This is a genomic window from Pseudoalteromonas sp. HM-SA03 (assembly GCF_002289345.1).
GTDB lineage: Bacteria > Pseudomonadota > Gammaproteobacteria > Enterobacterales > Alteromonadaceae > Pseudoalteromonas.
The window spans coordinates 42,637-58,576 of the sequence record NZ_NSDG01000060.1 but is presented as its reverse complement, the minus strand read 5'-3'; the positions used below and the strand labels follow the sequence as shown (position 1 = coordinate 58,576).

The following is a 15,940-nucleotide window of genomic DNA, read 5'->3' as shown; positions in this document are numbered from 1 at the left end:
TAAACTCACTACGCTTATTAGATCAAAGGGCTAGATCTGTGTCCAGCCCTTTTTCAACAGTCTGAAAAGCCAGATAAAATCTGGCTTTTTAGTCTTTAAGCTACGTTACGTTGCTCAAATGTACTGCTTGTAAAATATTACTCATTTTCCAACGCTTTGTTCATGCAAACTCATATCAAGAAAAGTCTGGCCTCAAAATCTCTCGCATTTCTTTGATTTTTGCGGATTTAATTGCCCATCTATTTGGATCATCGAACTCAAAATCAATTTTTATACGGCCAGTTGCCTTTTCCATTTGGATGAGAAGTTGTATAAATCCATAACCCGTTTCATCTTGGACTTTCTCACGTAAACCAAATATTTTATCTCGAAATAGTAGCGGTTCGCCATCAATGCTAGCACAAGTTGGCAAAATTCCATCTCTCATATAAAGAAAGCCCGAGTTAGATGTGTGGCCTTCATTAACATCATAAACTATAGATACTGATTCCCATTCGTTTTCTAGCATATCTTCACAACGTAAAAGCAATTGCCCTATTTCTGTTATATATTTATCATCAATATTCATAATTTACTCTCTAAAAGACTCCATATCCGATTTAAGCACTCTGTCAAATGGCGCTAACACAGACACCCACTGAAGATTAAACGGAAAGTTAACCGTGACATATGGACGCTCTGCTGCTGTCAAGTAATACTCATCCAACAAGGTTGTTTTAACAGCCTTGTTGCTTCTTTTATTTATCTCTCATTTACTATTTGTATGTATTGATAAACAGTCACTTTGAGTCACCCTAAATAAGGTGACACTCTGACATATATTCGGGCTTAACTGACTTTCAGTATAGGACTGACACCCACCACAATTCGAATCTATATTATGATGGGTGTCTGCTATCCACTATTCGTGAGCTAGGAGGCTACGCTGATAGTTTTTGTAACCCTTGCAAACGGCTTCATTGCTAAAATCGTAGAAGATCTCACAAGCAACTTATTTCCCCTTCCATCACACCCGAAAAGCATAAGCTGATATGCAATGTGCCGACAGGATGTCGGCCAAGCCTTGTCTGGCACAGGGACGTGCCTTACAAGGTGGTTGCGATACCAATTGTATTAGGTAAATGAGCAATTTGAAGCGGAGAAATAGCTGTAGTAGCTCCANCTCTCGCGTCCTGCTACCGCCNNAAGGTACCTATATCCATATAGGCAAGGCAAAAATTTTGCTATTTAGTTGTTCTAAATGAGAAATTTTTAACTACACTAATATGGTATTTCACCCTTCAAATTAATTGGAGACTTAGTGCAATTGGTATTATACATCAGCTTAGGATTTGAGGATTAAGTGTGATGTTGGGGCGACGTTTTCTTGGTTCGTTCTTTTGCGTCGTTTCAAAAGAATGAACGAGGAGCGCATGGATGTGCTTTAATATTAAACATGGAGGTTTATGTTGCTAACGGCTGGTAACTCGAAATTTATCGTGAAGTCAGCCCGTCCTCCTAACAGGTTTCAACGCCCATCCAAGGGCTACGACTTACGATTCTTTGATGCCCAAAGAATCGTTGCGCAAAAGAAAAGGCACTCCCTCATCACCTGAAAAACATACTTCTCGGCGGGTGAACCGCCTTATATGGACTCCTCCAATTGTACAAGCCATTTTTAGCATTATTGGTGTGATTGCGTGCTTATATCCGGGCTCTTGATGAGGTGCTACCTCGGCCTCTTTGATGTATTCGCGCCCNTTGTGCCTTCTCTCCCACGCGGTATTTGTATACACCTGCGGTTTAACAGGCTCTCAAGGGTGGGTCTCACCACAGGGCTAACACAGACACCTACTATAATTTGTACTATGTTATGGTGACTCTCTGTTATCTGCATCTGCCATTTGCACAAACCGGTGGTGGGTGTCAGTGATTTAATTTATTAAACACCAATAACGATACCTTCGAGATAGGAAAAAGAGTTTAAATAACTCAGCTTTATCGGCTTTTATTTTATGGTGAACAACCTTGTTACCGAGTTCATCAAGAACACAAACATATAAAATGTGTGCATGAAGGTATATTCCACAACTATATTGATGAAAATTAGTATAAAATATCTTTGAACTTTCTCCTTTAGGTTTGATCGCCTTGAAGTTTAGCTGTCCGCTAAACTTCGGAGAGAAGTTTCCAAAAATATCACACACTTTCACTAAATAGGACCAAAAAAATAGCAGACTTACGCCCCTTAGACGCTAATTTTAGCCTGCTATTTTACGCTGATTAAGCGAGACATCAGGTAAAAGGAAGAATAGATGGGAAAAGAACTTACAGAAAGTAAAATCATGCAAGCCTTAGATTGGGCTTATGAGAAAGCCGTAAATGGCGTGCCTGGTTTAGATTCAGCAAGCGAGTTAGCCGAAGATTATTTGGCTAGTGATGATGATCTTATTAACCAAGTCAATTCGTTAATTCGCTGGCAAAATACTAAAGCAGGAACGTCTGGGTTTTTAACGGGCCTTGGTGGAATTGTGACTATGCCTGTAGCGATTCCAGCCAATATTACTAGCGTTATGTATGTTCAGGTTAGGATGATTGCAGCTATCGCACATATGGGCGGGCATGACTTGCACGATGATCGAGTTAAAACCCTCGTTTATGCCTGCCTTACTGGTAACGCTGGAAAAGATATTTTAAAAGATATGGGTATTGTCGTTGGTACAAAGCTCACAACCAACGCCATTAGAAATATTTCTGGTAAGACAATCACGGCTATTAATCAAAAGGTAGGGTTTCGCCTTCTCACCAAATTTGGAGAGAAAGGAGTTATAAATCTAGGCAAAGCAGTTCCATTGGTTGGTGGTATAATCGGCGGAACATTCGACACCATTGCGACTAATACAGTTGGTAATATTGCTAGGGATACATTTGTTAACAATAGCGAGTATACCTAAAAAATCGTGCCTCCAGCAGCTGATGCGGGCGTAACCTACGCCCACTTTTGGGTGCCTTACACAGACACAATTCGCATCTATATAATGATGGGTGTCTGTTATCCGCTTCGTTTATTTTAAAAACAACAACTTAAACAGTATTTTGATATTTAAAAATACTTTACCCATCGCGCTGATGTTTTCCGTTTATAACCTGCAAACCATTTACATAATGGGTATAAAAGCACGCTTAAAAACATTGCGAATAGCCATATCTGCCAAACATGATAAAAGCCAAAATATGCAATTTGACTGCTACCATAGTGCTGATTCGCACCAAATAGCCATTGTGCCAATATACTAAGAACAAGTAGTGCGTATAGGTGCGTAATGTAGAAAAACATCGGCGCTGACCCTAATACTCGAACCGGCTCTAATACTCTGATCGCATTAGTCTCTAAAAACGCTAATACGAATGCACCAACTCCCAAGGTAAGTAAAATAAAATCGAGAGATGGCGGGTATTTAGTAAAGTTAAAAAAGTCCATCGTGGTGAGAAGTGTTGTTGCCTGTTGAGACCAATCAAGCGTTTCTCCGTATAGATTTAACCCTCTTAAAACCACTAAACCAGTTAACAGAGCTGTCCCACTTTGCAATAAAATGGTTTTACGTGCTTGCGATGACACTGAGCCTGAAAATAAAGGTCCTACCGCATAGCCGCACAAGATAACGCCAATCCAAGGTAAAACCGGATAAGACGCTTTTACGTTAACAACAGCATCTGCGACTAAATAACCTCGGTCATGCAGAATCGTCCAAACGGTATAGCCTATTTCGTTCGGTGCAAACTCGATGGGCGACAATAAATTATGACCAGCCACAATACTTACACCCAATATTGCTATCACACTACGAGGTAAAGCGACCATCAGTGCCAATACCACCATACTTACGCCAATTGCCCAAATAACTTGCAAGTACAGTGTTTGATACGCGCCAAACCAAGAAAAATTAACCAGTGTCATTTCAAGTAAAATTAAAAATAGGCCACGCTTTAAAAGAAATGACTGGGCCGACCGCTTCGCACTGCTTGCGGGGTTTTCATACAACCAAGCCGATAAACCTGTCAAAAAGACAAAAATAGGCGCACAAAAATGGGCACTTAAACGGGTAAAATACAACTCTGGACTCGTGGTATGAATGTCCATTGGATCAAGAACTGGTACATGCAAGAAAAACCGCTCTCTCACATGGTCAACCAACATAAATAACATCACGATGCCACGCAGTATATCGATAGAAGACAACCGTGTTTTACTGTTTTGAAGATTATTCATTACACTCTTTCTCGTGTTAAAAACGAAAAAACAGTCCAATTAAAATGACTCAGACTGTTACTCTCTCGACAAGCAGAAGACTTAAAATATGCTAAGACTTTACGCTCGTATTAGGGATCAAAACTGATACTTCACACTTGCGCTGTATGTTGTAGGTGATCCCGGCATGGTCCATAGTTTGTGATAGGAGTTTTCAAAATAGGTCTTATCAAATAGGTTGTTGATGTCCAGTTTCACACTTACCTTGTCATTTAATTCAACCGATGCCGATAAATTAACTAGCGTATAGGATGGCAAAATGAAGTTTGCGTCTGTTGTTTCGCCCAGACGATCACCCACATAATTCACGGTTGCCCCAAGATAAGATTCTTTTCCTAAAAGTGTGGTGTAATGCTTTAGTGAAACATGACCAATATGGTCTGCAACATTAATCAAACGTGAGCCTTTGGGAATAGGCACGCCCCAGTCTGCATTAATCACATCATTTGCGGTTTTTGCGTCGGTATAAGCATAAGCAAGCGCGAGCACAGTATCGTCGGTTAATTCAGTCGTTAATTGAAATTCAATACCTTGGCTTTCTACTTCACCCAAGGTTGCCGATAAGCCGGTGTCAGGTTCAGCGGTAAGCATATTGGTTTTTTGCGCATCAAAAAGTGCAATGCTACCCGAGAAACGATCCGCAACACCTTGCCATTTAGCGCCGATTTCAAAAGATTTAGTTTCTTCTGGTTCAAACGCATTACGATTAGAATCTAAACCTGGGTTTGGCCTAAACCCTTCTGCGTAACTTGTGTACAGATTAACTTTGTCATTCGCGTTATAAATAAAACCCAAGCGTGGCGTAAACTCGGTTTGCTTTTGGCTTTGCGCTTCATCACTACGAAGGTTAAGAATATCTTGCTCAAATTTATCAACACGGACACCCACTAATACTTTCGATTTTCCGGTCAGTTCGATCAAGTTTTGAGCATAAATACCGAGACCTTTTTGGTTTTCTTCGGTCAACGTTTTTAATACAGGTTCTGGTTGTGTTTGCGTGTAGTCTGGGTTATTTGGGTTAATGCTATAGGTGGTATCACCCGACCCCCATGCCGTACGCCATACTTTATAGTCAGTATCAATGTCAAAATTATAGTGATCAACGCCCACTAGAATGTTGTGCTTTACACTGCCAAATTCAATTTCACCACTGAGTTCAATGCGCGCAGAAACATCCAAAGCCTGGTAGTCTCGAGCACGTCTTTGACGAGAAAGTAGGCTCGCGTCTGTGTATATCAGCTGTCGTCCATCTGATAATTCAGTATCTGAAGATACACCTTCAAATGAAGAATCTCGATAAGCAAACCCAGTGAGTATGTGCCAATCATCGCTTACCTTATGATTTAACACTAACTGATGACCTAAGGCTTCAACTTGGTGCACACCATCACGAATATCACTGTAAAAAGCGCCCGTGTTAACGTCATCAAAGTTATTATTTAGAATATACACACCTCTATCCAACGGCTTTTTCTGATCGAGTACTTCCATTTCATAGCTCAGACTCGTGTCATCAGAAATATTCCACAGTATCGACGGCGATAAGTGCAAGCTTTTGATTGAAACATGGTTCCTATGTGTGTCTGAATCTTCATATGCGCCATTTAGTCGATAAGCAGTTTCTTTGGTAGCTGAGTTTGTGTAATCAAATTCAAACTGTTTTTTACTGTAATTACCAAACGTTGCTTGAATATAACCTTGCTCTTCGAACTGAGGCTTTTTGGTAATGATATTGATAGTGCCACCGGGCTCCCCTTGCCCATATAACGCAGAGCCTGGACCTTTCATGACTTCAATGGTTTCGATATTGGCTGTACTTCTATTGCCGTTGTAGCCTCGAGAATTAAAACCATTGACAAGATAACCTGATGGATTATTTTCATCACCCGAGAAACCACGGATAGCAAAGCTATCAAACATGCCTCCAGAGTTATTTTGCCTAACAACACTCGGTGTGAGCTCTAACGCTTCCATAAAGCGAGTAATACTTTCGCTTTCAAGCAGTTCTGAACTAAGAGTATCAACTGCTTGAGGCGTTTGAACTAAAGGTACATTACCACGATAGGGCTGCCGAAACTGTTTAATCTCTATACGTTCTATTTCCCTGCTTGGGCTATGATTTGAAGCTGATTCTTGCGCAGTGGTGCCATTAGCCACCAAAATGAGTGAGAGTAGTAATTTTTTGTTCACTGGTATCTCTATTTTTTGGAATTGAAAATTTCGATACACTATAACATATCACAAACAATTATTGTTATTTGATAAATTGTCAATTGACGCTTTTTTGTGTTTTTGGTCGTAAGCTCTCACTTGCTTGAGAGTGTTCGCTAATAAAACTGAGCTGTATTTATCTGAATTCGCTCTGAGCGGTGTGATTAACAAGGAATATTAACGGTATAAGTGCCTAGCAGTTTTGCACATTCATACTCGTACTGAGTATTTATTCTCCAGTACACATGGACTTTATACGTTAATTTAGTCGGATAGGTTAAAAATTACAGTTTTCTCGGCTCACATTACCCTGTCAAAATAGTAAACTTTTCGACTATATCCTTATCAATCTCCTTAATCAGCGTATGTGACAAACCTAAGTTTTTGGCTTCGTTGCGAAACGAGCGAGTTATTTCGAAGATTTCTTCAGCCATCACCATAATCGCTTTCTTTGAAGATAACCCAGACTGAGCAGCTAACTGGTCTAGCGCGCGCTTTGGCGTTCGGCCATCCCCGCCAAATGCCGTCATATGCTCTTTGTAAGGGCTGGGGCTATAAACAATGTCGTAGAAAGGCGATAGTGTCCAGTTATCGTTGTCACTGGCCAGAAAGCTAAAGTTCTTACTGTGATCATCTTGGTTAACCGTTAGGTAATTAAAAATGCAGCGCTTAACAAGCTTTTGAGACTCAGTAACACTGCACATGATACGCGTAGCTTTAACTAAATCCACGTAGTCTAAAGAGGGCTCTCGAAACTGTGCATCTAACAACCCACACGCTGAAATCATATGGATCCGACCACCTGGCTCAGTACAATCAAATCGTTTCTGCTCTAGCCAAAAGCGGCCATTACTCGCATCAATTAAATTAAAGTCAGGAACTTCAATGCCGACATTACGGGCCATCTGCATGTAGCAATATTCGACTAATGACTCAGAGTGCTTCAACTCAAACCTTTCAGATGTCAGCTTGACGATAAGCTTTGTACCCGGTTCGTTATCTAATGTTGTATATTCACCATTCGATAAACGTGTAACGTTCATTTTTGGCCTAGCACCACCCGAACCACCCGTTTTCATCAAATGCTCGAGCAAAGTAGATTCAGTCCCTTCAAACTCTTCAGTCGCTGCTCGTCCGAGAGTAATGATATCAATCGACTCCTTGGACTCATCAAGTAAATCTAATTCTGGCTCATAGCTCAACGCCCCCATACACCTGTCACCTAGGTAAGCCAAGCGCTCCATAGCGGTAATTTCATTTGGGTTATGACCGTGCAGCCTAAATACACGATCCATAAGATAAAGCCCCCAGCCATCAGGCAGGCTATCTCCAAAAACCCCATGAATACCGTAATGTGGCTCTCTAGGTGCAGCTTGGAGGCTTGTATCAGCCGCTAAATTGAACGGAGCCAGGGAAGTTGGGTGAGCACCTAAATAAGTCTCATCAAATTGAAAGAAACTGTGCTTACTATTTTCAGCGAGCTTGCCGACAATTACCTTTTCACCTGTGCTAAGCGTTCGCTTTACGGTTAGGGCTGATTTAAGCATGTCGAAGCACATCCTCTATAGTTTTATATTCAGGCTCAGATAACTTTGTCAGCTCTTTCATTTTTTTCAAGTCACCGACAGTCTCATAAAGCATAAGAAACTGCCGCAATGAGATGTTACCAGATGACTCAAACTTTCGGATCGTAGCATAAGGCACGCCAGAGAGATCGGCCATCTTCTGAACACTGAGTTTATCTTTTTTCCGAGCGGATTTGATAAACTCTTTGAGTTCCATTTGCATATCATAAGCGGTATAAAGAGATAGCATAAACGCCCCAAAAAAACTGTCACTATAGTATCAATTATAGCATCTATGATGATTTTTTTGCTATTATGATAGCAGATACAGAGTATCTCACCGATATTTGCCATCATAGTAGCAGAAACTAAAGCAAGACTGACATCCTTCGGATATAGAAAAAGAGGTAGTAAGACATGTTGCCCAATGTGCCAACTATTGAGAAAAAGGCGATTGAACTCTAGAGTATTAGCGGTGACCCCACCGTTATTTGTTACCTAGTATATGGTTTTCAGTGCCATATGGAATTTACCAAAGATATCGTCGCATTACTGATTGAAAATGACGACATCAGTGTCGCTTTACAGTATCGATTTGTAGATGAGCCAGAGGTTTTACTGAACCATAACTATGACAAAATGAACCAAAACTGTATGGTTTTTTAGATAAGTTAGAAAGCTTTTATAAATCAAAACACTGAGTGTTAATTATACTATTAACACTTGAGTTTGGATAAAGTGTGCGCTGGCAAATCTAAGATGTAATAAAGCATATTTTACTATAAGCAAGTTGTAAACAATGTTCAAAGCAGAACGAACGAGCAAAAATCTAAGTTTTATAAATAAAATAAACCACTTGGCACACTTAATCACTCAGGCTAGCAACCTCTATACTTATAAAAAATATAATTGCCTATCTCGCCAAATTTAGGTGTAATGAGCACATAATAAACGCTGAGCAATGCAGGGAAAGCTTAATTTATAATAGATTAGCTGTTCAAACTAGCTAGGAGCGCTAAAGCCTCCAAAAAGTCTATTTTTTCTAAGTAAGCCCACAGCATAACCAACTCTGACACACCGAGCAGGTAGCGGCTCAGTCCGACCAGCGATTATGCAATACAAACTGCGTGTCGCATAAATACTAAATTGTTATACAACAACGGATAGCCCTGAGTATGCCCAATCCTTTTATTTCTGAATCGTTCCAGCCTCCGACGTTTTTTGATAGTGAAAATTTTCATTTCAGAGTGCTTGAAGAAGAAGTTGCTGAGTTAGACTTTGAAGCAGTAATGTCCAGTCAAAAAAGGCTACAAGGATTATTTGGCCCTGAAACTGAGTGGCCTACAGTTAATATGACCCTCGAAGAAAATATAGAAAGCTTAAAGGTTCATAAACAAGAATTTGAATCAAGGGATGCTTTTGCATATTCCATATTTAACAATTCAAAGGAAAAATGCCTAGGCTCTGTTTATATAGATCCAAGCCGATCACTAAATTATGACTGCGAAGTCTACTTGTGGATTCGAGATGATAGTATTGCGTTAGAAAAAATACTTTATCAGACTGTCTTAAACTGGCTTCGAACAGTGTGGCCCTTCTCAAAAATAGCATTACCGGGCAAATCGATTTCATGGAAAGATTGGACTCATGAGTTAAAAGTTGTATAACAAAACATGTCATACCATTTGCTGAACTAATCGCCCACCAACACTAAGTTTACTTATTTTTTTGGGGATTTAGCTATACCAAGATGAAGCCATTATTTAGATTCCTAATATTGTTCGAAGTTATCCTATGTTTTGGGCCAGCTACTATTATGCTGGCTATGAGTTTCATATTCGTACCTGCAATTTTCTTCAGTCCTACTCCGTTTGAGCCTGAAGCAATGTTTTATCTATTGCCTACTATTGGCGGGTGCTTAGGGCTTACAGCACTCATATGTTTAGTTTTGCATTTGTTTAACCCTACACAAGTCTATATTGCACCAGCAAAAATGCGGCTATTTATAATGTCGGGTATTGCTGCAATAATCTTAACCTGTACCTTATTGAGCTCTAACGAATACGGCTTGATTTTCTATTTACTACCAATTTTAGCCACTGTACATGTAGTGTATCTTGGCCGAACATATGTATTCAGGTATAGCTAACAAAATAAAGAATAACACAGATACCCACCACAATTTGCATCTATGCTATAGTCGGTATCTGCCATCAATCGTTAGTGTCTACACTTGTGTAAAGGTAAGCCAACTCTTGTCGCGAGGTAAAATACCGATTAAATTGCTATGAATTATCAATTTGATTTGTAGTTGGCATGCCAAACCTATTATCCATTCGCTCTTACAGTGCAAACCCGGTTTCCCACTCGCATGAGTTCAATCAAGTTGTTTTGCCATTGCGAGGAGTCATTAACATACAAGTTGGCAATTTTAGTGGTAAGGTCTCGCCGCGAGAGTGCGTAGTTATTCGTGCCAATGAGAAGCATTTGTTTGCGGCAGAGCGCCAGGCACGGTTTATTGTTGCTGATATGCGCTGTCTACCCAACAATCTTATTTCATCGCAACAGGTTGTTTTTGAGATAAATAAGCCTCTGCTAACCTATCTACTTTTTATTGAGAGTCAATTAGAAAATCAAATTAACCCACTCATTGAGCAGTCAATGTATGAAACATTTTACGTATTGTTAGAAAGCCAGCACTTGCTCCCTAAACTGGATGCTAGAGTTAACAATGTGCTGCTTTACATTACTGAAAACATTGCCGAACCACTAAATATTACGACACTGGCTGAAGTCGCTTATTTAAGCCCTACTCAATTTAAAAAAGTATTTAAAGCGCAATTGGGCGCAACTGTGCTAGAGCATATAACACAACTTAGAATGGAAAAAGCGCAAGCATTACTGACACATACAGACTACTCACTACAGATAGTTGGCGAGAAAGTTGGTTATAAAGATTTATCGACATTTAGCCGTAAATTCAAACAGTATTTTGGCTTGTCTCCCAAAAATTTCAAAAGTTAATGTCTGCCCAAATTGATAAGCATTCCGTCCGAATAGTCAAAAATAGACCCATTTAATAACATATTATCTAACTCTCAAATGATAATCTGTAAGGTAATTATGTTACTTAGTTCTGAAACTATTAAAGGCATTTTAGCTGTTGTTATTGCCAGTTTACTTTGGGGAACAACAGGTACTGCTGCAAGCTTATCAAGCGATGTAAGTCCACTAGCAATAGGCGCATTTTCGATGGGCGTTGGTGGCTTAATGATGGCACTGACCAACATTCGCAGTCTATTCGTAAACTATCGGCTGCTTATCAAACGAAAGAGTCTATTTGCTATTGGCACTTTATCAGTTGCAATATACCCTCTGGCATTTTATTCCTCCATGTATTTGTCTGGCGTTGCAATCGGTACTATTGTATCAATAGCTACTGCGCCTATATTTGCAGCCGTTCTAGAGCGTCTCTTTAATCAAAAACCATTCTCAAAAAAATGGAGCATAAGTTGTACATTTGGTGTGATTGGTGTCATTTTGCTAACGACCGCTAAAGAGCCTACATCTGACGAAACATCTAATTTATTTCTAAATACTTTAGGAATTATATTAGGATGTATCGCTGGATTAACTTACGCGTGCTATTCGTGGGTCGCAAGATCCTTTATAGAAAAAGGCATTGACTCCAAAACCGCCATATCGGGGCTGTTCGGAGGAGCAGCAATTCTGCTGTTACCTTCTCTATTATTTACAGGTGAAAATTTGTTTTTAAACGTCACCAATAGCGCAATTTCACTCTATATGGCAATTGTTCCTATGTTTCTGGGATATTTATTATTTGCATATGGCTTAACATTTATTGAAGCAAGCAATGCAACACTGATAACTTTGCTAGAACCTTTAATGGCAACAGTATTGGCAGTTTTGCTGCTGGGAGAAAGTTTTAAATTAATAGCTTGGGTGGGCGCACTATTAGTTTTACTTTGCTTGATTGTTCAATCCATTAATCTGACAAAAATTAACATTAGCTTCAGCCTTCAAAGCCGCACTGAGCGATAAAATGGTCTTGAAGCTGCTATTTTTATAAATTCGAATGATTACAATCAGCATACCTCATAATATTCTGATAGGCGGCTTCGAGTTTCAAATATTAAAAGGCACAAAGCATGAGAATATTGGTAACTGGCTCTGCGGGGAGAATCGGGCGTGCTATTTATATCAAATTGATGAAGAATCATGACGTGGTAGGTTTGGACAAAGCTCCTTGCTCAACGGTCGACTTTATCGGTGATATTTGCGATGGCGAGTTAATTTCTACAGCTCTTGAAGGAGTGGATGCAGTTGTTCATACGGCGGCACTTCATGCTCCACATGTTGGACTATTAGCTGATGAGGAGTTTTTAGCGATCAATGTCGATGCAACCGAACAGCTTGCCTTAGCTGGGATCAAAGCGGGAATTCAGCACTTTGTCTTTACCAGTACAACCGCACTTTATGGTTACGCTTCATCTTCTGAAGGTGCAACTAGTTGGATAACGGAGCAGGTCGAACCTCAACCTAAGTCTATCTACCATAAAAGTAAAATACTTGCAGAAAACAAACTTAATGAAATTTCAAACCTTTTCGACCTTCCGGTTACAGTATTGCAAATCTCTAGGTGTTTTCCAGAGCCAGCAGACTTAATGGCAATATACCGCCTTACTCGCGGTATAGATGTCCGTGATGTCGCTAATGCTCATTCATGTGCCATAGTTAAGCGCTTAAACGGTTTTAATCGTTTCATTATCTCTGGTTCTACACCATTTAGCCTCAATGACTGCGAACACCTTTATAATAATGCAAGTGCAGTTCTCAAGGAAAAATGCCCTGAGATAGCTACCGCTTTTGAGCAGAGAGGGTGGTCGTTGCCAGCGCGCTTGGACCGCGTGTATGATTCCTCCGTAGGGCAAAACGAGCTAGGTTGGCTACCAAGCCATAGCTTCGCTAGTGTGCTGGATATGTTAGATAACGAAATAGCAGAGGTGCTACCCGTTTTAAAACGAAGCTAGGAAGCAATTTACTTGTGAATGATTTAAGTGTCTGAGTTTAACATTAGAAAGTCAAAAGGCTCGTTTATTGAGCCCTTTTCAATATAGCTGATTGTAGAAGATAGCTTTTCTATAGCTCAAGTATTACGCCGCAACCCGTCCTTTATGGATCAATCGCTCACATNCCCCTGCCACTCATCGGTTTGTTTTTTGCCTTCAATTCGGCGGCCAAACAGCGTTAATACCGTCTCGCGATTGGCATCAAAAAACTCAATAGAAGTGACCACAGTATTGCCGTTATCCGTTGGTTTTCTGACTACAAATGCGCGCGTTAGTTCGTCAACTTTTACATGCAGGTTAAACTCAGGATCTAATACGTTAAACCAAGGGCCAACTTGTTTGAGGTTTTCAACCTTTCCAGAGAAGATCTGTACGGTACCTTGGTTGCCAACAAATGCCATAATCTCCTGCTTAAACGTTTTTGCTTGCTGAAATATATCCGCAAGATTAAAGCTTTGTAGCTCAAAACTCCATGGTGAGCCGACGAGTTCAAGGGCCTGCAAGCGTTCAAGGTTGTATGTCTCTAAAAGCTTTGGAAAATGATGGACATCATTTAACTCACCCCACTGTGACCTAAAATCATCTAGTTGCGCAGTACTCAACTCTTTAATATTAGTATCTAGGACTTCAAATGGCGTTACATCCAACTCATGACCATGCGTTAACTGGTAGCGTGCTTTAAGGTTTACAAACTCGTTAAAGTCGGCGTCTGCGGTCATGTATACCTTATGTACAGCGCGACCATTTTCATCGAAAAATTGAAAACTAGTATGCTTATCCGTTTCAACAAGAAATACACTTTTCCATTTGTGCAAGAAAAGCCGCAGATCAATCCCTCCTGGATTGATGGCCACGGCACTAAGTTTGTTACTGTGCCCTGTAACATAGAGCTTTTCATACAAACCAGTTATCTCGCTCACCACAGAGCCATTTCTAGTCAAAGCCATCACTTTTCCAAGCTTTTTAAATCCTTTTAATAAATCCGCGATTTTATGCTCATCTAATCTGGTAACTCGAGACGTAACAGGCTCATCCAGCTGTGCGTTTAGCAACTCAGCTTCACTCACACCTAGCTGCATAGCCGCAACAATGGGCCTAATGTTAGGCTCTCCGATTAGTAGCATTTTATAATCTTGAATAAGTTGTTCCATATTTCCTCCACAAGGAACCTAGCTTAACCACCCATTTGACAAAGGAAGAAGACAAGTTGTTGATTTACCGTGCTCAGATATATAGACGCAACATCATCCGATCAAACCATGTACCAACTTTGCAAATACCATGAAACCCAAAGCAAATGAAAATGAGAATTAATATCAAAAATGATACTAGCAATTTATTTCGTCTAATGAAAGTCCACACAGATTAAAACATTTCTACTCAATCAAAAGCACTCGTGTTCAATTGAATATGCAGGCTGGCATACCAACTCGCTTAATTCAGCTTCCAATTTTGAGGCGAGAGAATCTTGTCGATAACACCGCTAACGCGTCCTGCTATCGCTAAGATGCCTACATCCATGTAGGCAAGGCGAAAGTTTTGCTATTTAGTTGTTCTAAATGAGAAATTCTTAACGCCGTTAGTGTCAGATTTGCTCCTTAAAATTGAACATGTATTAAGACTAATTGGTACTAGTTACCTCCTAAATTGATGCGCTTTTTACGGGGCGTAAACACAAAATGGCAAGACTAAACAAAATAATAGCAAGCAGCGCCATCGCAGCCGCACCAAGGCTGTAAGCAAAACCCGCGACGGCAGACCAAATCGCCACACCAATGTGCATCATGCTCATGGCCAGTGAGATAAGTACACCACGATGTGCAGGCGAAAGTTCTGAAATATATGCCTGTAATGCCGGAGCCCCAATGCCACCAGCTAATGCCCAAAGTGTCATCAAAAAGTATAACGGTATGAGAGAGATACCTTGATACCAATAAAGACCGCTACTGGCAATGAGGCAAACGACCAATGACGCACGCATGACCTGCCGCCCACTTTCAAAGTGGGTTGCGAGTTTTGGCATCATCAGGTTTCCAGCAACACTCACTAAGCCTAATAAGGCATACAGTACACCAATAAACCACACTGACAGTCCTTGTGTATCTCTTAAATGCTGCCCAACCAAATTGAACAAACCAATACCACCACCTAAACCAATACACATGCTAAGTAACGCGCCAACAACACCGGGGATTTGCCATAGCTTGACTGATATCTTGGTGCCTTCAACAGCTTTGTCATTTGGGATCGCACGGCGGTTTACAGTAAGTAATAACACCACAACCCAAGTGGCGATCCCGAGTGCAACAAAAGCCGCTCGCCACGACATTAAATGCGTTAAAAACGCGCCAAACGCAGGACTTGAGATCATGCCAAGAGTTAAGCCTGCTTGCACCCAACCGATCCGTTTGAGCGCATCTCCACCTGAGCTTGCCGCGATGGCAAATGCAATCGGTAGCATGCCAGCACTGGCAATACCTGTGATCACACGAGCAACCAACCCCCACTCAAATGAAGTGACAAGCCCTGTCGCGATGGAGGCACCACCAAAAACCACGATTGCAGGCAAGATGATAGCTCGGTGCCCTACTTTATCTGAGAGCGCCCCAAATAAGGGAGCCACAATAGCTAGGGCAACGCTGTAAGTGGTGATAAACAGTGTAACTCGCTCAGGCTTTACACCTAATTCGAGTCCAATAGGCTCAAGAATAGGCCCAAGCATCAGCTCATCGGCCCCGACTAAAAACGCAATAAAGGCGAGTAATAAAGTCAATAACATCTCATTA

13 protein-coding genes are annotated in these 15,940 nt (G+C 40.7%); 6 read left to right on the top strand and 7 right to left on the bottom strand.

The window, feature by feature from the left end; translation table 11 throughout:
- Nucleotides 1-175: 175 nt before the first annotated feature.
- Nucleotides 176-568 (bottom strand): hypothetical protein, encoded by a 393-nt coding sequence (locus CKO50_RS12575; protein ID WP_095728433.1) that lies wholly within the window; start codon nucleotides 566-568, stop codon nucleotides 176-178.
- Between the two features lie 1,726 nt (nucleotides 569-2,294).
- Between CKO50_RS12575 and CKO50_RS12565 the strand changes: the two genes are divergently transcribed.
- Entirely contained in the window at nucleotides 2,295-2,933 is a 639-nt protein-coding gene (locus CKO50_RS12565; RefSeq protein ID WP_095728432.1) for an EcsC family protein, read from the top strand.
- Between the two features lie 149 nt (nucleotides 2,934-3,082).
- On the opposite strand, the gene CKO50_RS12560 is transcribed toward CKO50_RS12565, so the two are convergent.
- The 4 genes from CKO50_RS12560 to CKO50_RS12545 all read right to left on the bottom strand — a co-directional run bounded on the left by CKO50_RS12560 (nucleotide 3,083) and on the right by CKO50_RS12545 (nucleotide 8,281).
- Entirely contained in the window at nucleotides 3,083-4,249 is a 1,167-nt protein-coding gene (locus tag CKO50_RS12560; protein WP_095728431.1) for a DUF1624 domain-containing protein, read from the bottom strand.
- Between the two features lie 117 nt (nucleotides 4,250-4,366).
- Nucleotides 4,367-6,478, bottom strand: coding sequence for a TonB-dependent siderophore receptor (locus CKO50_RS12555; RefSeq protein ID WP_095728430.1), 2,112 nt, complete (start codon nucleotides 6,476-6,478; stop codon nucleotides 4,367-4,369).
- A gap of 326 nt (nucleotides 6,479-6,804) precedes the next feature.
- Nucleotides 6,805-8,046: a type II toxin-antitoxin system HipA family toxin gene (locus tag CKO50_RS12550; protein WP_095728429.1), complete on the bottom strand. Its 1,242-nt coding sequence runs from the start codon at nucleotides 8,044-8,046 to the stop codon at nucleotides 6,805-6,807.
- Complete coding sequence (locus tag CKO50_RS12545; protein ID WP_255229691.1) at nucleotides 8,039-8,281, bottom strand: helix-turn-helix transcriptional regulator; 243 nt, start codon at nucleotides 8,279-8,281, stop codon at nucleotides 8,039-8,041. The genes CKO50_RS12550 and CKO50_RS12545 overlap by 8 nt, the downstream gene beginning before the upstream one ends.
- 305 nt (nucleotides 8,282-8,586) lie before the next feature.
- On the opposite strand from CKO50_RS12545, the gene CKO50_RS12540 reads away from it, so the two are divergent.
- The 5 genes from CKO50_RS12540 to CKO50_RS12515 all read left to right on the top strand — a co-directional run bounded on the left by CKO50_RS12540 (nucleotide 8,587) and on the right by CKO50_RS12515 (nucleotide 13,115).
- Nucleotides 8,587-8,730 carry a hypothetical protein gene (locus CKO50_RS12540; RefSeq protein WP_255229690.1) on the top strand — a complete coding sequence of 48 codons (144 nt, stop codon included), beginning with the start codon at nucleotides 8,587-8,589 and terminating at the stop codon, nucleotides 8,728-8,730.
- Between the two features lie 509 nt (nucleotides 8,731-9,239).
- Nucleotides 9,240-9,731, top strand: a complete 492-nt coding sequence (locus CKO50_RS12535) for a hypothetical protein (protein ID WP_095728427.1) — start codon at nucleotides 9,240-9,242, stop codon at nucleotides 9,729-9,731.
- A gap of 649 nt (nucleotides 9,732-10,380) precedes the next feature.
- A complete protein-coding gene (locus CKO50_RS12525; protein WP_039496473.1) occupies nucleotides 10,381-11,088 on the top strand; it encodes an AraC family transcriptional regulator in 708 nt (235 codons plus the stop codon).
- A 99-nt stretch (nucleotides 11,089-11,187) separates the two neighbouring features.
- Nucleotides 11,188-12,126: a DMT family transporter gene (locus CKO50_RS12520; protein WP_095728425.1), complete on the top strand. Its 939-nt coding sequence runs from the start codon at nucleotides 11,188-11,190 to the stop codon at nucleotides 12,124-12,126.
- A 107-nt stretch (nucleotides 12,127-12,233) separates the two neighbouring features.
- Complete coding sequence (locus CKO50_RS12515) at nucleotides 12,234-13,115, top strand: NAD(P)-dependent oxidoreductase (RefSeq protein WP_095728424.1); 882 nt, start codon at nucleotides 12,234-12,236, stop codon at nucleotides 13,113-13,115.
- Nucleotides 13,116-13,264: 149 nt separating this feature from the next.
- Here the strand turns inward: CKO50_RS12515 and CKO50_RS12510 are convergent, their stop codons facing one another.
- Nucleotides 13,265-14,305 carry a ChuX/HutX family heme-like substrate-binding protein gene (locus CKO50_RS12510; RefSeq protein WP_255229688.1) on the bottom strand — a complete coding sequence of 347 codons (1,041 nt, stop codon included), beginning with the start codon at nucleotides 14,303-14,305 and terminating at the stop codon, nucleotides 13,265-13,267.
- A gap of 491 nt (nucleotides 14,306-14,796) precedes the next feature.
- Complete coding sequence (locus CKO50_RS12505) at nucleotides 14,797-15,933, bottom strand: MFS transporter (RefSeq protein WP_095728423.1); 1,137 nt, start codon at nucleotides 15,931-15,933, stop codon at nucleotides 14,797-14,799.
- Between the last annotated feature and the right edge of the window lie 7 nt (nucleotides 15,934-15,940).